The sequence below is a fragment of the Streptomyces sp. NPDC006510 genome, from assembly GCF_040611955.1.
Classification (GTDB): domain Bacteria; phylum Actinomycetota; class Actinomycetes; order Streptomycetales; family Streptomycetaceae; genus Streptomyces.
Genome location: NZ_JBEXPH010000032.1, coordinates 1 through 22,179, shown reverse-complemented (window position 1 = coordinate 22,179; position 22,179 = coordinate 1). Strand labels below are relative to the sequence as shown.

Sequence of the window (22,179 nt, the reverse complement as noted above, 5' to 3'; positions counted from 1 at the left end):
GTAAGTATTCACTCACTCTACGGGTGAGTGAATACTTACCCACCCTGGGAGGGTGCGCAATGAGGATCACGGTGTTCGGCGCCACGGGCGGCGTCGGTCAGGAAATCGTCCGCCAGGCGGTGGCGGCGGGCCACGAGGTGACGGCAGTGGTCCGCGACCCGGCGCGACTGCCCGTCCCGCTCTCCGCTGTACAGGTCCACACGGTCGCGCGCATGGACGAGCCGGAGGCACTGCGCGAGGCGGTCGCGGGCCGGGACGCGGTGCTCTCCGCGCTCGGCTCGCGCGGCCGGAAGGCGGACGGGATCGCCGAGCGGCTCACCGGGTCGGTGCTGGCGGCGATGGAGGCGGAGGGGGTGCGGCGGCTGCTGGTGGTCAGCGCGACCCCGGTCGGCCCCCGGCCGGCCGACGACCCGCTGCTGGACCGGCTGGTCCGCAAGATGGTCGGGGCGATCCTCAAGGAGGTCTACGCGGACCTGACGCGGATGGAGGCCGCGCTGGCCCGGAGCGCGACGGACTGGACGTCCGTACGGCCGCCGAAGCTCACCAACGGGCCGCTGACGGGGACGTACCGGACGGCCGTCGGCGGCACACCGCGCAGCGGCCGGACGATCTCGCGGGCCGATGTGGCGCACGCGATGCTGGCGCTGGTCGACGATCCGGCGTCGGTGAAGCAGGGCGTGGGCGTGGCGTACTGAGCGGGCGTGGCGTGCTGAGCGGGGCGACCGCTACAGGGTCACGCCGACCGTCACCGGTTCGTTGACGAGCGTGACGCCGAACGCCTCGCGGACTCCGGCGACGACCTCGCGGGCGAGCGCGAGGAGGTCCTCGGTGGTCGCCTCGCCGCGGTTGGTGAGGGCGAGGGTGTGCTTGGTGGAGATACGGGCCGGGCCGGTGCCGTATCCCTTGGTGAAACCGGCCTTGTCGATGAGCCAGGCCGCCGAGGTCTTGACGCGTCCCCCGTCCGCGGGGAAGGCGGGGGGCGTCACCTCGGGGCCGAGCCGGTCCTTGGCGCGGGCGAGGAACGCCTCGTACTCCGCCTCCTCAAGGACCGGGTTGGTGAAGAAGGAGCCCGCCGACCAGGAGTCGTGGTCCTCCGGGTCCAGCACCATGCCCTTGCCGGCGCGGAGCGCGAGCACCGTTTCGCGGGCGGCCGCCGCGGGCACGCGCTCGCCCTGTTCGACGCCCATGACGCGGGCCGTCTCGGCGTACCTCAGCGGCGCGGACAGACCGCCCGCGTCCTCCAGCTCGAAGCGGACACGCAGCACCACGAAACGGTCGGGTTCGGCCTTGAAGCGACTGTGCCGGTAGGAGAACGCGCAGTCGGCGTTCGGGATGGTGACCGTTTCCTCGGCGTACCGGTCGTAGGCGACGACCTCCGTGATGGTGGCGGAGACCTCCTGGCCGTACGCACCGACGTTCTGGATCGGGGTCGCACCCGCGGAGCCCGGGATTCCGGCCAGGCACTCGATGCCCGCGAGCCCGGCCTCGACGGTACGGGCCACGGCGTCCGTCCAGATCTCCCCGGCGGCGAGTTCCAGCGTCGTGCCGTCCAGGGCGAAGCCCTTGGTCGCGATGCGCAGGGCGGTGCCGTCGAAGCCCTTGTCGCCGATGACCAGGTTGCTGCCGCCGCCGATGACGAGGAGCGGGGTGCCGCTCCCGTCGGCCTCGCGCACGGCTTCGATCACCTCGGCGTCGGTGGTCGCCGTGAGAAGCCGGGAGGCGGGGCCGCCCAGCCGGAAGGTGGTCAGGGGGGCGAGGGGCGCGTCATGGAGTTCCTGCACGGGCACAAGGGTACGGTCCGCGCCCCCACCGCTCGGGCAAGGGCCACGGACCGTACGCGCAAGCCGCGGCTCAGGCGGCGACGGGGGCGCGCTTCTCGACCGCCGCGGGTTCCGGGGCCGGGGTGCCGCGGCGGCCCGGTATCAGCAGGGCCGTGAGGGCGGCCAGGGCCACCGCCGAGGCACCGATCCACACCGCCGGAACGGTCCCGTCCGTGAAGGACCGAGCGGATTCGTAACCGCCCTGCGAGGAGAAGACCGTGGCGAGCACGGCGACCCCGAGGGCTCCGCCGACCTCGCGCAGGGCGTTGTTGGCGCCGGAGGCGATGCCCTGTTCCGCGGGGCGGACGCTGGACATCACGAGACTGGCGGCGGGCGCGAAGTACAGGGCCATGCCGGCCCCGCCGACGATCAGACCGGGCAGCTGCGAGGCGTACGAGGCATCGGGTGCGATGACCGTCGCGAAGAACGCGAGACCGACCGCCTGGAGGACGAGTCCGGCGACGACCACCGGGCGGCCGCCGAACCGGTCGGAGAGCATCCCCGCGATGGGTGCGACCAGCATCGGCATTCCGGTCCAGGGCAGCATCCGCAGGCCGGCCTCGGTGGGCGAGTAGCCCAGCACGCCCTGGAAGTACTGGCTGAGCAGGAAGATCGACCCGAACATGCCCAGGAACATCAGCATGCTCGCCATGTTGATGCCGAAGAAAGCGCGGTCGCGGAAGAGTCGCATGGGCAGCATGGGGTGCTTCGCACGGAAACCGTGACGGATGAAACCGGCTGTCAGCGCGGCGCCCACGACCAGCGCGGTGAGGACGGTGGGGCTGGTCCAGCCGTCGGAGTCGGCGTTGACCAGGCCGTAGACGATGCCGAACAGTCCGCCGCTGACCAGAAGCGTGCCGGGGATGTCGAGCCGTGCGTCCGGGGCGTACGACTCCGTCAGGCGCAACCGCGCCAACGGCAGCAGGGCCAGGCCGACCGGGACGTTCAGCCAGAAGATCCACTGCCAGGACAGGTGCTCGGTGAGACTGCCGCCGATCAGGGGGCCGCTGGCCACGGCCAGTCCGGTGACGGCGCTGAAGATGCCGAGCGCGGCACCGCGGCGGGCGGCCGGCACGGCGGCCGTGAGCAGGGTGAGCGTCAGCGGCATCATGATCGCGGCGCCCACGCCCTGGACCGCCCGGAAGGCGATCAGTTCGTTGATCCCGGGCGAGAGGGCGGCCGCGGCGGAGGCGCCGGTGAAGACGGTGAGCCCGGCGAGGAAGAGCCGGCGGCGGCCGAACCTGTCACCGAGGGCCGCCCCGAGCATCAGCAGGACGGCGAAGGTGAGGGTGTAGGCGTTCACCGTCCATTCCAGCTCGGCCAGCTCACCACCGAGGCTCTCGCGGATGGAGGGCAGAGCGGTGGTGACGACGAGGTTGTCGAGGGCCGCCATGAATCCGGCGACGCTGGTGATGACGAGGGCCCAGACCGCTCCTGAGCGGCCTGCTTGGTGCTGGTTCACTGCTCCCCCTGCGGGTTAGTTATCAATGACTAACTTCTCTGGGCAGAAAACCGGGCAGAGCCCGGTCCGTACCGTTCAGGCGATCGGCCTGGCCTCGTCGTAGAACCCCGACCAGACCCGGTGCCCGGCCGGGAAGCCGAGCGAGGTCAGTGTGTTGACGAGCATCCCGTACGCGAGGAACATCGTCGTTTCCTTGGCATCGGCACCCAGGGCGAGATGGATGTCCTCCCACATCTTCAGCCAGGCGGCCCGCGCCGCGTCGCCGAACTCGTGGTCCCCGGACGCATCGGCGCTCGCGACGGCCGCGTAGGTCTGCATCTGCATCTGGATCTTGTCGGGGTCGTCAACGATGAGCCGCTGGTACGCGGCGGCCATCGCCGTCACCGCCTCGTCGCCCTCAAGCCCCGCCCCGGCCTCGGCGAAGACCTTGCGGGTGTCCGCGAGGCACCGCTCGACGGCCGCGAGGAACATGGCCTGCTTGTTGGGGAAGAGGCGGAAGAGGTACGGCTGCGAGACACCGACGCGCTTGGCGATCGCCTCGGTGGAGGTGGCGCGGTACCCGCCGCGGGCGAACTCGGTGATCGCCGCACGGATGACGCTCTCGCGCCGCTCGTCTGCACTCATCCTTGCCATGCGAGTAAGTTAGTACTCAATCACTAACTTGGTCAACCGGTGCGCTCCCACAAGGGAGGGGCACGGCCCCATGGACCGTGCCCCTCCCCTTGCCGCGCGGTACGGCCTCAGGCGAGCCGCACCACGGCACGGGACATGCCCAGCACCTTCTTGCCCTCACTCATGGCCGTCAGGTCCACCCGCACCTGCTTGTCGTCCAGCAGGGCGGCCACCTTGGCGCTGACCTCGATCAGGGCGCCGTTGTCGTCGTTCGGCACGACGACCGGCTTGGTGAACCGCACCCCGTACTCGACGACCGCTCCCGGGTCGCCGGCCCAGTCCGTGACCACCCGGATCGCCTCGGCCATGGTGAACATGCCGTGCGCGATCACATCCGGCAGGCCGACCTCGCGGGCGAACTTCTCGTTCCAGTGGATCGGGTTGAAGTCGCCGGAAGCGCCCGCGTACTCCACCAGCGTCGCCCGGGTCACCGGGAAGGACTGCGCCGGCAGCTCCGTACCGACCTCGACCGACTCGTATGCGACCTTCGCCGTCATCACGCCTCCTCGGCGGCGCGCGCCACCAGCTTCGTCCACGCGGTCACCACATGCTCACCGGACTCGTCGTGGACCTCGCCGCGGACGTCCACGATGTCGTTGCCCGCCAGGGACTTGATGCCCTCGATGGTCGAGGTGACCGTCAGCCGGTCCCCCGCCCGCACGGGGCGCACATAGGAGAACTTCTGGTCACCGTGCACCACCCGGCTGTAGTCCAGGCCCAGCTGCGGATCCCGCACCACCTGCCCAGCGGCCTTGAAGGTGATCGAGAACACGAACGTCGGCGGCGCGATCACATCGCTGTGACCGAGCGCCTTGGCGGCCTCGGGGTCGACGTACACCGGATTCGGGTCGCCCACCGCCTCGGCGAACTCTCGGATCTTCTCCCGGCCGACCTCGTACGGCGGGGTGGGCGGATAGGTCCGCCCGACGAAGGACTGGTCGAGCGCCATGAGCTCGCTACCTCCTGATGAAAGATGAACAGGCCGAAGAAATGATGAACAGGCCGGAGTGCAGCCTCCATACAACGACACGAGGCCGCCCCCAATGGGAGCGGCCTCGTGTACGAGCCTGATTCAGCGCGTTTCGCGGTGCGCGGTGTGCGAGTTGCAGCGCGGGCAGTGCTTCTTCATCTCAAGACGGTCCGGGTTGTTACGCCGGTTCTTCTTGGTGATGTAGTTCCGCTCCTTGCACTCCACGCAGGCCAGCGTGATCTTCGGGCGGACGTCGGTGGCAGCCACGTGAGTGCTCCTTGGACGGACGGATGGACGGATGAACGCAAAAAAGAGTAGCCGATCGAAGGACCGACCCCACAATCGGCTACCGTAAGTAGCGGTGACCGGACTTGAACCGGTGACACAGCGATTATGAGCCGCTTGCTCTACCGACTGAGCTACACCGCTTTGATGACGAGTCCCCCCGCCGAAGCGGGGTTTCCCGATCACCAGAGCCCCAATGCGGAATCGAACCGCAGACCTTCTCCTTACCATGGAGACGCTCTACCGACTGAGCTATTGGGGCGAGCGATGAAGACATTACACGGTCTGTCGCCGATCGCCCAAATCCGTTTCGGGGCCCCATCCGGCGCACTTGATCGACACCGCGCCGATCCCGTGGCCGACAGCCCCGGAGACCGCCCGTCGGCCGCCTGAGCAGCGCCGCGGTCTCCTCACGGGGCACTGCCGCCACGCTCGTACACCCGCACCCCACGCACCCTCCAGGGCCACACCGGTACGACTATTTCGCTCCTCCTCGAACCGGACCGAACACGCCCCTAGGCTCGACTCACTCTGCGTGATCTTGTCCCCATTCCCAGGAGCGCGATGCCCGACAGTCAGCCGTGGCAGCCGGACGACCACGCCGCCGACGCGGCCGACGCGGCCAGCAGCCCCGACACCGTCACCCCGGCCGGGGCCGGCCCGGTGCTCTGCGGTGCCCGTCTCACCGACGGCCGCGTCGTGGACGTACGGCTCGGCGGCGGGCGGATCGAGGCCGTCGGTACGGCGGGCAGCCTGACCGCGACCGGTCCGCGGCTGGACCTGCGCGGCTATCTGCTGCTCCCCGCGCCCGCCGAGCCCCACGCCCACAGCGACATCGCGCTCACCGCCGACGGCGCGGGCCCCGGCGTCCCGGGACCGGCCTCGCACCGCCCGGAGGACATCCGGCGCCGTGCCACCGAGGCCGCCCTGCTCCAGCTCGGTCACGGCGCCACGGCGCTGCGCTCGCACGTGCGGATCGGGGACGTCCAGGGCCTCGCCCCGCTCGAAGCCGTACTGCAGGCGCGCCGTTCGCTGCGCGGACTGGCCGACCTGGCCGCTGTCGCCGTGCCCCGGCTGCTCACCGGCGTCGCGGGCGCCGGCAATCTGGCCATGCTGCGCGACGCGGTGAAGATGGGGGCCGGTGCGGTCGGCGGCTGCCCGGACCTCGATCCGGACCCGGCGGGGTACGCGGAAGCCGTCCTGGAGGTCGCCGCCGAACAGGGCTGCCCGGTCGATCTGCACACCGACAGCGACGATCCGGCCCGGCTCGGCCGGCTGGCCGCCATGGCCGGAGGGCTGCGGCCCGGCGTCTCTCTCGGCCCCTGCGCCGGCCTCTCCCGGCTCTCCCCGCAGGCCGCGGCCCGCGCCGCCGACCAGCTGGCCGCGGCCGGGGTGACGGTGATCTGCCTCCCCCAGGGCGGCTGCTGCGGCGTGGAGGGCCGGGGCACCGCACCCGTACGGCTGCTGCGGGCGGCCGGAGTGCGGGTCGCGGCGGGCAGCGGGGCACTGCGGGACGTCGCGAACCCCGTGGGCCGCGGTGATCCTCTGGAGGCCGCCTACCTGCTGGCCTCGCAGCACGGACTGCCGGCCGAGGAGGCGTACGAGGCGGTGTCCTCGGCCGCCAGGGCGGCGATGGGGCTGCCCGCGGTCAGGGTCGAGGCGGGCTTCCCGGCCGAGCTGCTCGCCGTGCGCGGGGAGCAGCTCCCGGGCGTGCTCTCGCTCGCCTACAGCCGGATCGTGGTGCATCGCGGCCGGGTGGTGGCGCGGACGAGCGCGGTGCGCGAGTACTGCGACTCCGAGACCGTCGTCGCCTTCGATCTGCCCCGCCAGGGGAGGCCGGATTCCGGGTCCTGCGGCGGGCCCTGAGCGCGGCGGGCCGCCGCGGCGTACGGTCGTGACCATGCGCATTGTCATCGCAGGTGGACATGGTCAGATCGCGCTGCGGCTGGAGCGGCTGCTCGCCGCGCGCGGGGATGAGGCCGTCGGCGTCATCCGCAATCCGGACCAGGGCGAGGACCTCCGGGCGGCGGGTGCCGAGCCGGTCGTCCTGGATCTCGAATCCGCCTCCGTGGAGGAGGTGGCCGAGGTGCTGCGGGGCGCCGACGCGGTGGTCTTCGCGGCCGGCGCGGGCCCGAACAGCGGCGCCGAACGCAAGGAGACGGTGGATCGCGGGGCGGCGGTGCTGTTCGCCGACGCCGCCGAGCGGGCGGGCGTACGGCGCTACGTCGTGGTCTCGTCGATGGGCGCCGACCCCGACCACCCGGGCGACGAGGTCTTCGACGCGTATCTGCGGGCCAAGGGTGCGGCGGACGCGTATGTGCGCTCCAGGCCGGCGCTCGACTGGACGATCCTGCGCCCCGGCATGCTGACGAACGACGCGGGCAAGGGGACGGTCCTGCTGACCGCGTCGACCGGCCGCGGGCCGGTGCCGCGCGACGACGTGGCGGCGGCGCTGCTGGAGCTGCTGGAGACCCCGGCGACGGCGGGACTGACGCTGGAGCTCATCTCGGGGAACGTGCCGGTGGCGGTCGCGGTGAAGGACATCGCGGGGAACTGACCGGGCGGGCTGTTCTGCTGGGCGGCCTTTCGGCAGGGCGTCCGCGCGGGGCCTTCGGGATCAGGTGCTCGGTGCCGGGCGGACGGTGATGCCGTGGCGCTCCAGCAGCGCGGCGGTGACGCCGTCGCCCTCGCGGAGCTCGCCCGTGAACGTACCGTCATAGACCGTTCCGCGCCCGCAGGAGGGGCTGCGCGCCATCAGCAGCGCCTCGGTGCACCCGGTCCGGCGCGCGGCGTCCAGTGCCCGTCCCGCGCCGTCCACGAACTCCTCCGTCACATCGTGCCCGGTGTCGTCGACGACCCGGGCGCGGCCGTCCAGCACGTCATGGCCGTCACCGCCGACGATCTCGGCGGGGCGGCGCGGGGTGGGCAGTCCGGCGGAGACCTCGGGGCAGAAGGCCACCGGGCGGCGGTCGCCGATGGCCGCGGTCACCGCGGCGGACGCCTTGCCGCGGCCGTCGAAGCGGCAGGGCACACCCTGCAGACAGGCGCTGACCAGTACGGATTCCATGTTCACGGCCCCTCGCAGCAGAAAACAAAGAAGGCCCCTGTCCTGAGACAGGGGCCTTACCATGTGGCGGCGCCAGGGTTCGAACCTGGGTAGGCTGAGCCGGCAGATTTACAGTCTGCTCCCTTTGGCCACTCGGGCACACCGCCGGGGATCGCTGCCGTGAGAACCGCTTTTCGGCGGTGCTCCGTGGCAACGACGTAAACGATACCCGATGCCCGGGGGTGCTTCGCCACCGCATTGATCAGCGGCCCGATCGGGCGCGGGTGGCTAGGCTTTGATCGGCGCCGCGGGGCCGACAGGCCCGCTGCCGCCCGTATGCACCGCGTTTCCGAACCCCCGATACAAGGAGCCACACGTCATGGCCGACTCCAGTTTCGACATCGTCTCGAAGGTCGAGCGGCAGGAGGTCGACAACGCCCTCAACCAGGCCGCCAAGGAAATCTCGCAGCGTTACGACTTCAAGGGCACCAACGCCTCGATCTCCTGGTCCGGCGAGAAGATCCTGATGGAGGCGAACGGCGAGGAGCGGGTCAAGGCGATCCTCGACATCTTCCAGTCCAAGCTGATCAAGCGCGGTATCTCGCTGAAGTCGCTGGACGCGGGCGAGCCGCAGCTGTCCGGCAAGGAGTACAAGATCTTCGCCACGATCGAGGAAGGCATCTCCCAGGAGAACGCCAAGAAGGTGGCGAAGATCATTCGCGACGAGGGCCCGAAGGGCGTCAAGGCGCAGGTCCAGGGCGATGAGCTGCGGGTCAGCTCGAAGAGCCGGGACGACCTGCAGGCCGTGCAGGCGCTGCTGAAGGGCCAGGACTTCGACTTCGCCGTGCAGTTCGTGAACTACCGGTAGGTCCCTCCCTTCGCCGGAGTGCGGAGCGGGATGCGCCGCTCCGCACCCGGGGTGCGATACCCGGGGCACTGCGCCAGGGGTGCCCGGGGTGCGATGTCCGAAAACCGCCGGTCGCGACGGAGCGGGGCACGCAGACTTGCCCATGTCGGGCGACGATCCGGTCGAATCCCGGCATGACGCGCAGGAAAGGGACGAGTCATGACCATGTACGCAACGGTCGACAGCCCGCTGGGTGAACTGCTGCTGGTCGGCGAGGAGACCACCGGCGGGGTGGCGCTCGCCTCGCTCTCGCTGCCCGGCCAGAAGGGCGCCGCGGTCGTTCAGGACGGATGGGTCCACGCACCGGAGGCCTTCGCGGGGATCGCCGCTCAGCTCCGGGAGTACTTCGCGGGCCGGCTGACCCGCTTCGACATCGTGTACGCGGACGGCGTGGGCACCGACTTCCAGCGCCGGGTGTGGGCCGCCCTGGACACCGTCCCGTACGGGGAGACCGTGTCGTACGGACAGATCGCCGAACGCATCGGCACCCCGGGGGCAGGGGTACGGGCCGTGGGGACGGCGATCGGGCGCAATCCGCTGCTGGTCGTGCGGCCGTGCCATCGGGTGATCGGTGCGGACGGTGCGCTGCGGGGTTACGCGGGTGGCCTGGAGCGCAAGGAGCGGCTTCTGGGGCTGGAAGGCGCCCTGGCGGTGCGCTGAGATGTCCGGGCTCTTCCCGAGGCCTCGCGCCGTCGTCGCGCCGGGGGCCGTGCATGTGCCCGAGTGGCTGTCGCCGGAGCGCCGGCGGGAGTTGGTGGCGGCCTGCCGGGAATGGGCGCGCGGGCCCGTGCCCCTGCGGCACACGGTCCTGCCGGGCGGCGGGGTGATGTCGGTGCAGACGGTCTGTGTGGGGTGGCACTGGCAGCCGTACCGGTATTCGCGCACGGCCGACGATGTGAACGGTGCGCGGGTGGCCGAATTCCCCGACTGGCTGGCGGAATTGGGGCGCGAGGCGCTGGTCGCGGCGTACGGGGACGAGAGCCCGGTACGGACGTACACACCGGACACCGCGCTCATCAACTTCTATGACGGGGCGGCGCACATGGGCATGCACCAGGACAAGGAGGAGCGGTCCGGGGCTCCGGTGGTGTCGCTCAGCATCGGCGACACCTGTGTCTTCCGCTTCGGGAACACCGAGAACCGCGGAAAGCCCTACACGGATGTGGAGTTGGCCTCCGGCGATCTGTTCGTCTTCGGCGGGCCGTCACGTTTCGCGTTCCACGGCGTACCGAAGGTCTGCCCAGGAACCGCCGATCCCGCGTCGGGGCTGAGCCGTGGCCGGCTCAATCTGACCCTGCGCGAGGCCGGGTTGGGTGCCTTCGGCACGGACGGGCGTCAGCGACGTTCGCGGGAGTTCCCGAACAGCAGCCGGTAGGCGATCAGCAGGACCAGCGAACCGCCGATGGCGGCGACCCAGGTGGCCATGTCGAAGAAGTCGTTGGTAATGGGGCGGTCGAGAAAGCGCGACGATATCCAGCCACCGAGAAAGGCGCCGACGATCCCGATGAGGGTCGTGCCGATCAGCCCGCCCGGGTCGCGGCCCGGGAGCAGGACCTTGGCGATGACTCCGGCCACCAGCCCGAGAATGATCCATCCGATAATGCTCATGCGTGCGAACCTACCCGTCACTCGTTCCTGGAATCCAAGACGTTCATGCCGGTGGAGCGGTTGCTCGTGGGCCGGCTGAGCGGGCCGGTCCCGGCCGCCCGCGGGTCACGCGCGGGCGCTGAACTCCGGCCAGGGCGCCAGTTCGGCTTCGTCCTCAAACTCCTCGGAGTACCACGCGGTGCCGTCCAGCCAGCCGCCGAGCCACTGGGCGAGGTCGGGCCGATCCACGTACCAGGCGTGCTCCGGCTCATCGGCGTTGGGCTCGAAGAGCAGCACCGTGGTGCGTTCACTGCGGCAGTCCACGCAGGAGTACATCCCGCAGCCCAGGCTGCATATCGGCAGCACGCCCTCCGGCCACGGCCGGCCTCCCTCCTGGGTCGCGTCCCGGCGGTGGGCGAGGTACTGCGCGACGGCGGACTCCTCCCCGTCCGGCGCCCGGTCGCCGATCAGCGGCATCAGGCCGTACTCCGGGCCGAAGCCGCCGTTGCCGATCCGCGTGCAGAGGGCGGTGAGCAGCGGCGGCAGAGGGAAGCCGAGGGCGGCTTCGGCGCGCGCGACGTCCTCGGCGGGCAGGGGCGCCGGGAGGGGGTATTGCGCCCCGCGCGGGGCGGTGCGAGCGGCCTTCTCCGCGGCCGCGAGCAACTGCTCGGTGTCGTTCATGCGTTCATGGTGAATGACGGCACTGACAGTGGCCCCGGAGCGCGGGAAGGGAACGGGTCACTCCACGAGCCCGCTCCGGTTACTGCTCTCCGTGACCGGGGCTGATACTGACCATGCAGAGCGACGACGGGCAACACCCTCGGAAGGCGAGTGACCATGAAGCTCATACAGCTGATCCTGAACATCCTGTGGGTGGTGTTCTGCGGGTTCTGGATGGCCCTCGGCTACCTCGTCGCCGCGATCATCTGCTTCGTACTGATCGTGACGATTCCGTTCGGCATCGCGTCCCTGAGGATCGCCGGTTATGTGCTGTGGCCGTTCGGGCGGACGACCGTGGAACGGCCCGACGCGGGGGCGCCCTCCTGCGTCGGCAATGTGATCTGGCTCGTCTTCGCCGGGTGGTGGCTCGCGCTGGGGCATCTGATCACCAGCATCCCGCTGTTCGTGTCGATCATCGGCATCCCCTTCGGCTGGGCGAACCTGAAGATGATCCCGATCTCGCTCATGCCGCTGGGCCGCGAGGTGGTCCCGAGCGACGAGGCCTTCGGAGCCCGCTGAACGGCGCGAGCGGCCCCGGACGAGGAGTCCGGGGCCGCTCGCGTGAGTCTCGGCGGGGCTTCAGGGGCGCGGGCCCGCCATCTGCTCCAGTCGGGCGATGCGCTCCGCCATGGGGGGATGTGTCGAGAACAGTTTGGACATGCCCTGGCCGGGGCGGAACGGATTCGCGATCATCATGTGGCTCGCGGTCTCGATCCTCGGCTCCGGGGGCAGCGGGAGCTGTTTCGTTCCTGCGTCGAGCTTGCGCAGGGCACTGGCCAGGGCCAGCGGGTCGCCGGTCAGCTGGGCGCCGGAGGCGTCCGCCTCGTACTCGCGGGAGCGGCTGACGGCCAGCTGGATGACGGAGGCCGCGACCGGGCCGAGGATCATGATCATCAGCATTCCGAAGATGCCCGGTCCGTCGTCGTCGTTGGACCGGCCCACCGGGATCAGCCAGGCGAAGTTGACCAGGAACATGACGACGGAGGCGAGCGCCCCGGCCACGGACGAGATCAGGATGTCGCGGTTGTAGACGTGGCTCAGCTCGTGTCCCAGTACGCCGCGCAGCTCCCGCTCGTCCAGGATCCGCAGGATGCCTTCGGTGCAGCAGACCGCCGCGTTGCGTGGGTTGCGCCCGGTGGCGAAGGCGTTGGGGGCCTGTGTCGGGGAGATGTAGAGCCGGGGCATGGGCTGGCGGGCGGCGGTGGAGAGCTCGCGGACCATGCGGTAGAGCTGTGGTGCCTCGAACTCGCTGACGGGGCGGGCCCGCATGGCCCTGAGCGCCAGTTTGTCGCTGTTCCAGTACGCGTAGGCGTTGGTGCCGAGGGCTACGAGGAGCGCGACGATCAGGCCCGTACGTCCGAAGAAGCTTCCGATGACGATGATGAGTGCGGACAGGCCCCCGAGGAGTACTGCGGTTCTCAGCCCGTTGTGCCGGCGGTGCACGGTACGCCCTCCAGGTGGTGCGGCAGGGGAACCCTTTGCTTGGTGGTCTCCACTCCCCCAGTGGAGCCTCCCGTACCGGTCAACGCCAGGCGGGAGGAGCTAGTTCCCTTGTGCGCGCCGCCACAGGGCAGGGCCTGTCCGGCCTTGGCGGCCGGATCAGGCTCTGCGCCGTACGGGTCAGTGGATGTGGGCGTACCGGTCCGGCGCCCGCCGGCTCAGCGCTGGGCGGGGAGGCCGGCGATCGCGAGGGCCTCGGGGTCCGGCTCGATCTCGCTGGTGCAGTGGGCGCAGCGGGAGGCGATGGCCGGGATCTCGGTGTAGCAGCGGGGGCAGTCGCGCAGGGCGGCCTTGATGTCGGCCTTCTCCGCCTTGGCGAAGCGGTTCTGGACCTTCGCCATGGGGACGACGACGCAGAAGTAGAGAACGGCGGCGGTGATCAGGAACGCGATGGCGGCGGCGAGGAACTTCCCGTACGGGAAGATGGTGCCCTCGACCGAGAACTGCGCCGAGCTGAAGTCGCCGACGGAGCCGGTGGCGAGGCCGATCAGTGGGGTGATGAAGGCCGTGCTGAATCCGGTGACGACTGCGGTGAACGCCGCTCCGACGGCCAGCCCGATGGCCATGGAGATGACGTTTCCGCGCAGGATGAAGTCCTTGAACCCGTTCAGCACTGCTCTTGCTCCTCTGGGATGCGTACGTGTGGGGGGTGTGCGGGCAAGACCATGCCTTGTACGGACCGTTCCGGGCAAACCGATCTTCGGTATGTCAGAAGAGATCGACGGCGGCGAACCGGAGGACCGTCTGCGGAGCGCCTGAGAGCACTACGCCGGCCACGGCGGTGAGGGCGATCGCGGCGGTGAGGGAGGCCGGGACGCGGTGCCTGGTGGGAGCGGGTACGGCCGCGTCCGGCCGGGTCTCCTCGCGCGGCGCGGCCGGGATCTCTCCCGGGCTGCCTTCCGCGGCCTCCTGCGGAGCGCGGAAGAGTGTCGCGGTCCACTGGAGGTAGTAGTAGAGCGCGATCACGACGTTGACGGCCATGACGACGGCGAGCCAGCCGAGGCCGGCGTCGACGGCCGCGGACAGGACCGTGACCTTGGCGAAGAGGCCGATGATGCCGGGCGGCAGCCCGGCCAGGCAGAGCAGGAAGAAGGCCATCGCCAGGGCGGCGAGGGGGCGGGTGGCGTACAGGCCGCGGTAGTCGGTGATCCGGTTGCCGGGGCTGGTACGGGCGACCAGGGCGGCGACCGCGAAGGCCCCGAGGTTCACGACGGCGTACATGAGGGCGTACGCGACGGTGGAGCCGATGTGCTCGTCGCTGGAGTACGCGGCGGCGGCGATCGGCACCAGGAGGTAGCCGGCCTGGGCGACGGACGACCAGGCGAGCAGGCGTACGGCGCTGCGTGCCCGGCCGGCGTTCTGGCGCAGGGCGGCGACGTTGCCGATCGTCATGGTGAGCGCGGCGAGGACTGCGAGGGCCGGTCCCCAGACGTCGGCGTACGCCGGGAACGCGATCACGGCGACGAGGATGAGGCCGGAGAAGCCGACCGCCTTGCCGACGACCGAGAGGTAGGCGGCGACCGGCAGGGGGGCGCCGATGTAGGTGTCGGGGACCCAGAAGTGGAAGGGCGCGGCGGCCGTCTTGAACGCGAAGCCGACGAGGGTGAGGGCGACGCCCGCCTTGGCGAGGGTGTCGAGCTGACCGGGTACGTCGTCGAGCCGGGCGGCGATCTCGGTGAGGTGCAGGGTTCCGGTGGTCGCGTACACGAAGCTGACGCCGAGCAGCATGACGGCGGTGGCGACGACGGAGGAGAGGAAGAACTTCAGGGCGGCCTCGGAGGACCGCCGGTCGCCGCGCTTGATGCCGACGAGCGCGAAGGCGGGCAGCGAGGCGACTTCGAGGGCGACGACGAGGGTGGCGAGGTCGCGGGCGGCGGGCAGGAGCGCGGCGCCGGACGCGGAGGACAGCAGCAGGAACCAGAACTCGCCGGCCGGGAGCTTGCGGGTGTCGCCGAACGAGAGCAGGGCGGTGAGCAGGGCGCCGCCGAGCACGAGGGCCTGGATGACCAGGGCGAAGTGGTCGGCGGTGTAGCTGCAGGCGCCGGTGGAGCCGGATCCGGTGGCCGCCTCGTTGAGGCAGAAGGTGGAGCGGTCGCCGTCGCGCAGCGGGACGAGGAGGGCCAGGGCGGCGACGAGCCCGGCGATGGTCAGCACGCCGAGGAGCGGCTTGCGGCGCTCGGGCAGGAAGAGGTCGGTGACCAGGACGATCAGGGCCACGGTCGCGACGACGACCGGGGGGGCGATCGCGAGCCAGTCGACGGACTGGATGAGGCTGGTGGTGCTCTCGGCCGCGGTGGTGACGACGCCCGGGGTGACGACGGCTGTGGTCACGACTTGCCTCCTGCGAGGAGCTTCTGCACGGCCGGGTCGGTGAGGCCGAGGAGGACGGCGGGCCACAGACCGGCGAGGACGGTGAGCGCGACGAGCGGGGTCCAGGCGGCGAATTCGTACGCCCGGACATCGGCGAGCTGCGGCTCTTCGCGCTTCTCACCCATGCAGACCCGGCGTACGACCATGAGCATGTACGCGGCGGTGAGCAGGGTGCCGAACGCGGCGATCGACATGAAGGTGAGGAAGGCGGGCCGACTGAGGCCGTCGGCGGGGTCGAAGGAGCCGAACAGGGCGAGCATCTCGCCCCAGAATCCGGCGAGGCCCGGCAGGCCCAGGGAGGCGACGGCCGCGAAGGCGAGGAGGCCGCCGAGGCGGGGTGCCCGGCCGTAGAGCGCGGCCCCGGTGGCCCCGGAGAGGGTGTCGAGGTCGGCGGTGCCGTACCTGTCCTTGACCGCGCCGACCAGGAAGAACAGCAGGCCGGTGATGAGGCCGTGGGCGATGTTGGCGAAGAGCGCGCCGTTGACTCCGGTGGGCGTCATGCTCGCGACGCCGAGGAGCACGAAGCCCATGTGGCCGACGGAGGAATACGCGATCAGGCGCTTGAGGTCGCCCTTGGAGCCGGGGCGGACCAGTGCCAGACAGGCCAGCGATCCGTAGATGATGCCGACGACCGCGAAGGCGGCGAGGTAGGGCGCGAAGGTGTGCATCCCGTCGGGGGCGATCGGGAGCAGGATCCGGACGAATCCGTACGTACCCATCTTCAGCAGGACACCCGCGAGCAGGACCGAGCCGACGGTCGGGGCCGCCGTGTGGGCGTCCGGCAGCCAGCTGTGCAGCGGCCACATCGGGGTCTTCACGGCGAGCCCGATGCCGATCGCCAGAACGGCGATGACCTGCACGGACGAGGTGAGCCCACGGCCGTTGTCAGTGGCGAGTGCCACCATGTCGAAGGTGCCGCTCTTCAGTCCGATGAGGAGCAGGCCCAGCAGCATGACGACCGAGCCGAGCAGTGTGTAGAGGATGAATTTCCAGGCGGCGGCCTGCCGCTGGGCACCGCCCCAGCGGGCGATGAGGAAGTACATCGGGATGAGCACCATCTCGAACGCCAGGAAGAACAGCAGCAGGTCGAGGACGGCGAAGGTCGCGAGGGTGCCGGACTCCAGGACGAGCAGGAGAGCGACGAAGGCCTTCGGGGAGGGGCCCGCAGGCGGCTTGAAGTAGCTGTGGAGCGCGCAGAGGAAGGTCAGCAGCGCGGTCAGTACGAGAAGGGGGAGCGAGATGCCGTCGATGCCGAGATGGATGCGGACGTCGAGCGCCGGAATCCAGCTGATGTCGGTGGTGGCCTGCATCTTCGACGGGTGGTCGTGGTCGAAGCCCGCGGCGAGCAGGATCGCCGCGACGAGGATCGCGCCGGTGACGGTCACGCCGTGGCGGAGCACGGCCTGGTCGGGGCCGGCGCCCTTCAGCCCCGGCGGGGCGGGCAGCAGGGCGGCCACGGCGCCGATGAGCGGGATGACGACGATGAACGCGAGAAGGAACTGCATCACGGATTCACTGATATCGATCACGGCTCACGACCCGGCGTTGACGTTGGCAAAGACGACGGCGGCGATCGCCAGGACCAGGGAACCCGCGAGCAGCGCACTGAGGTAGGTCTGCACGTTGCCGGTCTGGGCGCGGCGGACGGCGGTGCCGAGCCAGCGTGCGCCGGTGCCGGAGCCGCGTACGTAGGTGTCGACGACCTCGCGGTCCAGGAAGCGGACGAGGCTCGCCGCGGCCTGGACGGGGCGGACGAACAGTGCCGTGTACAGGGCGTCGAGGTGGAAGCCGGCGGCGGCGTGGTGATGGAGCGGGCCGAGCAGCAGGCGGCCGGGGTCGGCCGGGTCGGGGGCGTCCCCGTCGGCTCCGTAGGCGGCGGTGTGTGCCGTCATGGCCTGGGCCTCGATGAGGGCGGGTTCGGCGTCGGGGTGGGCGACGACGGTGCCGACGGCGGTGCGGGCGGCGAGCGCCGATGTGTGGCGCCAGGCACCGTAGGTGACGAGGCCGCCGATGAGGCCGACGCCCGTGGAGAGGACGGCGGTGGTGATGGACGGGGTGAGGCTGTGGCCGTCGAACCAGTCGGTGATCGTGCCGACGGTCAGTCCGAAGGCGATGGTGGGGACGGCGAGGACCCAGAGGACGGCGGTCATCGCAACGGGCTGCCTGCCGTGGTCGGGGGTCTCGGCGCCGCGTCCCCGGAAGGCGAGGAGCCAGAGACGGGTGGCGTACGCGGCGGTGAGGACGGCGGCGAGCAGTCCGGCGACGAGTACGGTCCAGCCGGCGGCGGCCGGGGCGACGTGCCGGTCCCCGAGCGCGGTGTGCTCGGCGGCGACGAGGACGGCTTCCTTGGAGAAGAAGCCGGCGAACGGGGGGATGGCGGCGAGCGCGAGCAGGGCGACGGTCATCGTCCAGTAGGCGTCCGGGATGCGCTTCGTCAGGCCGCCCATCCGGGACATGGCGGCCAGCGAGTTGGTCCCGGCGGCGTGGATGACGACGCCGGCCGCGAGGAAGAGGACGGCCTTGAACGCACCGTGGGAGAGGAGGTGGAAGACGGCGGCCCCGCGGTCACCGACGGCCAGGGCGCCGGCCATGTAGCCGAGCTGGCCGATCGTCGAGTAGGCGAGGACGCGCTTGATGTCGTCCTGGGCGAGGGCGGCGAATCCTGAGCCGATCATCGTGATCGCCGCCATCACGGCGAGTACGACGAGGGCCGCGCCGGACTCGGCGAAGACGGGGAGGAGCCGGGCCACGAAGTAGATGCCGGCGGCGACCATCGTCGCGGCGTGGATGAGCGCGGAGACGGGGGTGGGGCCGGCCATCGCGTCGGGCAGCCAGGTGTGCAGGGGGAACTGCGCCGACTTGCCGGCCACGCCCGCGAGGAGCAGCAGGGCGATGAGGGTGGGGTGGTCCAGGCCGCCGTTGGCGACGGCGCCCAGGATGCCGGTGATGCGGAAGGTGCCGGTGTCGGCGGCGAGCGCCAACAGACCGATCAGGAAGGGGACGTCGCCGAGCTTGGTGACCAGGAAGGCCTTGAGGGAGGCGGCGCGGGCCTCGGGCGTCTCCCAGTAGTGGCCGACGAGGAAGTACGAGCAGATGCCCATGATCTCCCAGCCGACCAGGAGCACCATCAGGTCGCCGGAGTAGACGACGAGCAGCATCGCGGAGGTGAAGAGGGAGACGAGGGCTGCGTACGAGGGGTAGCGGGGGTCGTCGCGCAGATAGGCGGTCGAGTAGATCTGCACGCAGCTGGCGACGAGCCCGACCAGGACGGCGACGAGGACCGCGAAGCCGTCGAGGTGCAGGGCGAGGTCGATCGGGACCGACCCGGTGGGGGTGAGCTGGGTCGCGGCGTCGATGGCCGGTCCGCCGCCCTGGCGTGCGGCGACGACGGCCGCGATGACGGCGGCGGCGAGGGTGGGCAGTACGGCGAGGGGCCGTACGAAGCCGGGGACGAAGAGAAGCGCGCGAAGCCCCGTCCCGGGGCGGTGGCGGGAGACGGGCGGGCCGAGCAGGAGACCGGCCGCGGCGCCCAGGAACGGAAGGAGGGGGACGAGTACGGCGAGGGTCGTGGTGGTCACGCGGTGGCCTCTGCCTTCTTTGCCTTCCCTGCCGCAGCAGTGGCCTGGTCTTCGGTGCCGGTGCCGGACTCGTCCGGGAGGGCTTCGGCGGCGTCGGTCTCGGCGGTGTCGCGGAGCCGGTCGATGTCCGAGCTGCCGCGGTTGCGGTACACGGCGAGGACGATCGCCAGGCCGATGCCGATCTCCGCCGCCGCGATGGCGATGGTGAAGAGGGCGAGGGCCTGGCCGGAGTGCAGGGTGTCGCGGAGCCAGACGTCGAAGGCGACCAGGTTGAGGTTGACGGCGTTGAGCATCAGCTCGACGGACATCAGGACCAGGATCGCGTTGCGGCGGGCGAGCACTCCGTACAGCCCGGTGCAGAAGAGGAGGGCGGCGAGCACGGCGGGATAGGCGAGGTGCATCAGCTCTGCTCCTTACCGCGCTTGCGGGACAGGACGATCGCGCCGACGAGGGCGGCGAGCAGGAGAACGGAGAGTGCTTCGAAGGGCAGCACCCAGTGCCGGAAGAGGAAGGAGCCGGTCACCTCGGTCGAGCCCTGGGCCGGTCCGTCCAGGTCGATCCAGGTGGTGCGGAAGGCGTCGACGACGACCCAGACGAGCGTGCCGGCGGCGGCGACCGCCACACCGAGGGCCGCCCAGCGGTTGCCCGAGTCGGCGTCCGGGGAGCGGCCGATGGGGGCCCTGGTGAGCATCAGCCCGAAGAGAAGGAGGACGACCACGGAACCGACGTAGATCAGTACCTGCACCCAGGCGATGAACTCCGCGGTGAGCAGGAGGTACTCGACGGCGAGACCACCGAGCGCCACGACCAGCCAGAGGGCGGCATGCACCAGTTGCTTGGTCGTGACGGTGACGAGGGCCGCGCCGAGGGTGGCGATGCCGACGAGGACGAAGGCGATCTCGATGCCGGTCGGGGAGAGGAAGCCGGAGTGGGCCGCGGTGGCTGCGAGTGTCACTCCTCCCCCTCTGCTTCCTTCTGGTCCTGCTGCGTCTGCCGGGCTTCCTGGGCTTCCTGGGCGCGCTGGGCTTCGAGTTTCTCCGCCGTCTTGCGGGCGGCGGCGATCTCCTTCGGCTCCTCGGCACCCGGGTCGAGCGCGGGCGGTTCCGGCACCGTCCACATCCATTCACGGAGCTTGTCGCGCTCATGGGTGAGTTCGAGGATGTCCGTCTCCGCGTATTCGAACTCCGGCGACCAGAAGAGCGCGTCGAAGGGGCACACCTCGATGCAGATACCGCAGTACATGCAGAGCGAGAAGTCGATCGCGAAGCGGTCGAGGACGTTGCGGCTGCGCTCGCGGCCGCCCGGGACGGCGGCCGGCACCGTCTCCTTGTGGGAGTCGATGTAGATGCACCAGTCCGGGCACTCACGGGCGCAGAGCATGCAGACCGTGCAGTTCTCCTCGAACAGCGCGATGACGCCGCGGGAGCGGGGCGGCAGCTCGGGCTGGACGTCCGGATACTGCGCGGTGACCGACTTCCTCGTCATCGTCCGCAGAGTGACGGCCAGGCCCTTGGCGAGGCCTGAGCCGGGGATCGGAGGCATTAGCTGATCGCCACCTTCACGATGCCGGTGAGCGCGATCTGCGCGAGAGCGAGCGGGATGAGCGTGGTCCAGGCGAGCTGCTGCAGCTGGTCCTCACGGAGCCGGGGGTAGGACACCCGCAGCCAGATGACGACGAAGGCGAGGACCGCGATCTTGAGGAGCGTCCAGACCCAGCCGAGTCCGTCGGCGCCGAACGGGCCGTGCCAGCCGCCGAGGAAGAGGACGGTGGTCAGTCCGCACAGGACGACGATGCCGGCGTACTCGGCGAGCAGGAACAGGGCGAAGCGCAGGCCGGTGTACTCGGTGTACGCGCCGAAGATGATCTCCGAGTCGGCGACCGGCATGTCGAACGGCGGGCGTTGCAGTTCGGCGAGTCCGGCCACGAAGAAGACCAGGGCGCCGACGATCTGCCAGGGCAGCCACCACCAGTGGAAGGCGTTGACGATGCCGGGAAGGGAGACCGTGCCCGCGGCCATCGCGACCGAGGCGGCGGCGAGCAGCATCGGAAGTTCGTACGCGAGGAGCTGGGCGGCGGTGCGGAGGCCGCCGAGGAGGGAGAACTTGTTGGCCGAGGCCCAGCCCGCCATGAGCGAGCCGAGCACTCCGACACCCATCACGGCGAGCACGAAGAAGATGCCCGCGTCGACGACCTGACCGACCGCGCCCTCGCTCGGGCCGATCGGGATGGCGACGAGTACGAGGAGGTACGGGAGGAGGGCGACGGCGGGGGCGAGCTGGAAGATGCGGCGGTCGGCCTCGGCCGGGACGATGTCTTCCTTCTGCGCGAACTTCACGCCGTCCGCGACGAGCTGGGCCCAGCCGTGGAAGCCGCCCGCGTACATGGGGCCGAGGCGGCCCTGCATATGGGCCATCACCTTGTGCTCGGTCTGCCCCACGACGAGCGGGAGGACCATGAACACGGCGAAGACGATGACGAGGCGGAGGGCGACGTCCAGTACGTCGTTCACGCGGTATCGCCTCCGGCGGGGTGGTCGGGGGTTTCCGGGGTCTCCCGGGGTTCCTGAGTTGCCGGGGTCTCCAGGGGTTCCTGAGCTTCCTGAGCTTCCGGGGGTTCGGGCTGGTTCGCGGGGGTGGTGTCGGTATCGGTGCCGGTGTCGGAGGTGCCGCTGCGTGGGGCCGCTCCCCTACCCGCCCCTTCCCGAACCGGGGGCTCCGCCCCCGGGCCCCCGCTCCTCAAACGCCGGAGGGGCTGAGAAGTACCCGGGTCCGGGACGGCGGCGTCCGGTCGGGGAGCACCCGCCTCCGCGTCGAAGGCCGGGCGGGCGTGGTGCCACGGGGCGTCGCTGGTTCCGGGGCGCGGCTGCGCTGCTCCGGTCGCGGTTCCTGCTCCGGCCCTCGTGCCTGTACCTGTACCTGTGCCGGCACCCGTGCCATTCCCGGTGCCAGTCCCGGTGCCCGTGCCCGTCTCTGTCCCGGTCCCGGTACCCGTGCCTGTCCTGGTCGCTGCCCCGGTCCCGGTAGCCGTGCCAGCCCCAGTACCCGTCCCGGCCCCGGTCCCCGGCTCCGCCCCGGTCCCCGGCTCCGGTGCCGCCGCCTCCCGCTGCTGCTGGCTCGCCGAGCCCTGGGACGCGCTGCGGGTACGGCGCGGAGTCGTGGGCCGGGGTGTCGTCTCCGTGCCCGCCTCCGGGGCTGCCGCTGCCGCTGCCGCTGCCGACGATCCCGCCCGCTGGGCGGCCGAGCCCTCGCTCGCGCTGCGGGC

25 protein-coding genes, 3 tRNA genes and 1 pseudogene are annotated in these 22,179 nt (G+C 70.9%); 8 read left to right on the top strand and 21 right to left on the bottom strand.

The window, feature by feature from the left end; translation table 11 throughout:
• Window positions 1-59 precede the first annotated feature (59 nt).
• Window positions 60-695: an NAD(P)H-binding protein gene (locus ABZY11_RS13275; RefSeq protein ID WP_356479234.1), complete on the top strand. Its 636-nt coding sequence runs from the start codon at window positions 60-62 to the stop codon at window positions 693-695.
• 30 nt (window positions 696-725) lie between these two features.
• On the opposite strand, the gene ABZY11_RS13270 is transcribed toward ABZY11_RS13275, so the two are convergent.
• The 8 genes from ABZY11_RS13270 to ABZY11_RS13235 form a co-directional block, all read right to left on the bottom strand.
• Window positions 726-1,781, bottom strand: a complete 1,056-nt coding sequence (locus ABZY11_RS13270) for a UDP-N-acetylmuramate dehydrogenase (protein ID WP_356479233.1) — start codon at window positions 1,779-1,781, stop codon at window positions 726-728.
• Window positions 1,782-1,851: 70 nt separating this feature from the next.
• Complete coding sequence (locus ABZY11_RS13265; protein WP_356479232.1) at window positions 1,852-3,282, bottom strand: MFS transporter; 1,431 nt, start codon at window positions 3,280-3,282, stop codon at window positions 1,852-1,854.
• Between the two features lie 75 nt (window positions 3,283-3,357).
• Window positions 3,358-3,906: a TetR/AcrR family transcriptional regulator gene (locus ABZY11_RS13260; RefSeq protein WP_356479231.1), complete on the bottom strand. Its 549-nt coding sequence runs from the start codon at window positions 3,904-3,906 to the stop codon at window positions 3,358-3,360.
• 116 nt (window positions 3,907-4,022) lie between these two features.
• Window positions 4,023-4,451 (bottom strand): MaoC family dehydratase, encoded by a 429-nt coding sequence (locus ABZY11_RS13255; RefSeq protein WP_356479230.1) that lies wholly within the window; start codon window positions 4,449-4,451, stop codon window positions 4,023-4,025.
• Complete coding sequence (locus ABZY11_RS13250) at window positions 4,451-4,903, bottom strand: MaoC family dehydratase N-terminal domain-containing protein (RefSeq protein ID WP_356479229.1); 453 nt, start codon at window positions 4,901-4,903, stop codon at window positions 4,451-4,453. Before ABZY11_RS13250 ends, ABZY11_RS13255 begins: the two co-directional genes overlap by 1 nt.
• A 123-nt stretch (window positions 4,904-5,026) precedes the next feature.
• Window positions 5,027-5,191, bottom strand: a complete 165-nt coding sequence (gene rpmG / locus ABZY11_RS13245) for a 50S ribosomal protein L33 (RefSeq protein ID WP_003956487.1) — start codon at window positions 5,189-5,191, stop codon at window positions 5,027-5,029.
• Between the two features lie 89 nt (window positions 5,192-5,280).
• A tRNA-Met gene (locus ABZY11_RS13240) sits at window positions 5,281-5,353 on the bottom strand.
• Window positions 5,354-5,398: 45 nt separating this feature from the next.
• Window positions 5,399-5,471, bottom strand: a tRNA-Thr gene (locus tag ABZY11_RS13235).
• Between the two features lie 302 nt (window positions 5,472-5,773).
• Between ABZY11_RS13235 and ABZY11_RS13230 the strand changes: the two genes are divergently transcribed.
• Window positions 5,774-7,075 (top strand): amidohydrolase family protein, encoded by a 1,302-nt coding sequence (locus tag ABZY11_RS13230; RefSeq protein WP_356479228.1) that lies wholly within the window; start codon window positions 5,774-5,776, stop codon window positions 7,073-7,075.
• 34 nt (window positions 7,076-7,109) lie between these two features.
• The gene (locus ABZY11_RS13225) at window positions 7,110-7,766 is read left to right on the top strand and encodes an SDR family oxidoreductase (protein ID WP_356479227.1); all 657 of its coding nucleotides are present in this window, start codon (window positions 7,110-7,112) and stop codon (window positions 7,764-7,766) included.
• Between the two features lie 60 nt (window positions 7,767-7,826).
• On the opposite strand, the gene ABZY11_RS13220 is transcribed toward ABZY11_RS13225, so the two are convergent.
• Window positions 7,827-8,276 carry a DUF523 domain-containing protein gene (locus tag ABZY11_RS13220; protein ID WP_356479226.1) on the bottom strand — a complete coding sequence of 150 codons (450 nt, stop codon included), beginning with the start codon at window positions 8,274-8,276 and terminating at the stop codon, window positions 7,827-7,829.
• Between the two features lie 64 nt (window positions 8,277-8,340).
• Window positions 8,341-8,422 (bottom strand) — tRNA-Tyr (locus ABZY11_RS13215).
• A 212-nt stretch (window positions 8,423-8,634) separates the two neighbouring features.
• Here ABZY11_RS13215 and ABZY11_RS13210 point away from each other — a divergent pair.
• From ABZY11_RS13210 to ABZY11_RS13200, 3 genes are all read left to right on the top strand, one after another.
• Window positions 8,635-9,123 carry a YajQ family cyclic di-GMP-binding protein gene (locus ABZY11_RS13210; RefSeq protein ID WP_072485575.1) on the top strand — a complete coding sequence of 163 codons (489 nt, stop codon included), beginning with the start codon at window positions 8,635-8,637 and terminating at the stop codon, window positions 9,121-9,123.
• A gap of 198 nt (window positions 9,124-9,321) precedes the next feature.
• Window positions 9,322-9,822, top strand: a complete 501-nt coding sequence (locus tag ABZY11_RS13205; protein ID WP_356479225.1) for a methylated-DNA--[protein]-cysteine S-methyltransferase — start codon at window positions 9,322-9,324, stop codon at window positions 9,820-9,822.
• Window position 9,823: 1 nt separating this feature from the next.
• Window positions 9,824-10,537, top strand: a complete 714-nt coding sequence (locus tag ABZY11_RS13200) for an alpha-ketoglutarate-dependent dioxygenase AlkB (protein ID WP_356479224.1) — start codon at window positions 9,824-9,826, stop codon at window positions 10,535-10,537.
• Here ABZY11_RS13200 and ABZY11_RS13195 read toward each other — a convergent pair.
• Window positions 10,498-10,770, bottom strand: a complete 273-nt coding sequence (locus ABZY11_RS13195) for a GlsB/YeaQ/YmgE family stress response membrane protein (protein WP_356479223.1) — start codon at window positions 10,768-10,770, stop codon at window positions 10,498-10,500. The genes ABZY11_RS13200 and ABZY11_RS13195 overlap by 40 nt on opposite strands.
• A gap of 105 nt (window positions 10,771-10,875) precedes the next feature.
• On the bottom strand, window positions 10,876-11,430 hold the full coding sequence (locus ABZY11_RS13190) for an SMI1/KNR4 family protein (protein ID WP_356479222.1): 555 nt from the start codon (window positions 11,428-11,430) through the stop codon (window positions 10,876-10,878).
• A 156-nt stretch (window positions 11,431-11,586) separates the two neighbouring features.
• Between ABZY11_RS13190 and ABZY11_RS13185 the strand changes: the two genes are divergently transcribed.
• Window positions 11,587-11,988: a YccF domain-containing protein gene (locus ABZY11_RS13185; RefSeq protein ID WP_072485811.1), complete on the top strand. Its 402-nt coding sequence runs from the start codon at window positions 11,587-11,589 to the stop codon at window positions 11,986-11,988.
• A gap of 60 nt (window positions 11,989-12,048) precedes the next feature.
• On the opposite strand, the gene htpX is transcribed toward ABZY11_RS13185, so the two are convergent.
• The 9 genes from htpX to ABZY11_RS13140 form a co-directional block, all read right to left on the bottom strand.
• Window positions 12,049-12,912, bottom strand: coding sequence for a zinc metalloprotease HtpX (gene htpX / locus ABZY11_RS13180; protein ID WP_356479221.1), 864 nt, complete (start codon window positions 12,910-12,912; stop codon window positions 12,049-12,051).
• A gap of 215 nt (window positions 12,913-13,127) precedes the next feature.
• Window positions 13,128-13,583, bottom strand: coding sequence for a large conductance mechanosensitive channel protein MscL (gene mscL, locus ABZY11_RS13175; RefSeq protein WP_356479220.1), 456 nt, complete (start codon window positions 13,581-13,583; stop codon window positions 13,128-13,130).
• Window positions 13,584-13,677: 94 nt separating this feature from the next.
• On the bottom strand, window positions 13,678-15,300 hold the full coding sequence (locus ABZY11_RS13170; RefSeq protein ID WP_356479219.1) for an NADH-quinone oxidoreductase subunit N: 1,623 nt from the start codon (window positions 15,298-15,300) through the stop codon (window positions 13,678-13,680).
• Window positions 15,297-16,844 (bottom strand): NADH-quinone oxidoreductase subunit M, encoded by a 1,548-nt coding sequence (locus ABZY11_RS13165; protein ID WP_356479254.1) that lies wholly within the window; start codon window positions 16,842-16,844, stop codon window positions 15,297-15,299. The genes ABZY11_RS13170 and ABZY11_RS13165 overlap by 4 nt, the downstream gene beginning before the upstream one ends.
• Window positions 16,845-16,871: 27 nt before the next feature.
• Entirely contained in the window at window positions 16,872-18,917 is a 2,046-nt protein-coding gene (locus ABZY11_RS13160) for an NADH-quinone oxidoreductase subunit L (RefSeq protein ID WP_356479218.1), read from the bottom strand.
• The gene (gene nuoK, locus ABZY11_RS13155; protein ID WP_356479217.1) at window positions 18,914-19,318 is read right to left on the bottom strand and encodes an NADH-quinone oxidoreductase subunit NuoK; all 405 of its coding nucleotides are present in this window, start codon (window positions 19,316-19,318) and stop codon (window positions 18,914-18,916) included. Before nuoK ends, ABZY11_RS13160 begins: the two co-directional genes overlap by 4 nt.
• Window positions 19,318-19,872, bottom strand: a complete 555-nt coding sequence (locus ABZY11_RS13150; protein ID WP_356479216.1) for an NADH-quinone oxidoreductase subunit J — start codon at window positions 19,870-19,872, stop codon at window positions 19,318-19,320. The genes nuoK and ABZY11_RS13150 overlap by 1 nt, the downstream gene beginning before the upstream one ends.
• Entirely contained in the window at window positions 19,869-20,459 is a 591-nt protein-coding gene (locus ABZY11_RS13145) for an NADH-quinone oxidoreductase subunit I (protein ID WP_356479215.1), read from the bottom strand. The genes ABZY11_RS13150 and ABZY11_RS13145 overlap by 4 nt, the downstream gene beginning before the upstream one ends.
• Window positions 20,459-21,427: a complex I subunit 1 family protein gene (locus ABZY11_RS13140; RefSeq protein ID WP_356479214.1), complete on the bottom strand. Its 969-nt coding sequence runs from the start codon at window positions 21,425-21,427 to the stop codon at window positions 20,459-20,461. Before ABZY11_RS13140 ends, ABZY11_RS13145 begins: the two co-directional genes overlap by 1 nt.
• Before the next feature lie 516 nt (window positions 21,428-21,943).
• Between ABZY11_RS13140 and ABZY11_RS13135 the strand changes: the two are divergent.
• Window positions 21,944-22,179: pseudogene (locus ABZY11_RS13135) on the top strand (hypothetical protein); the annotation flags it as partial.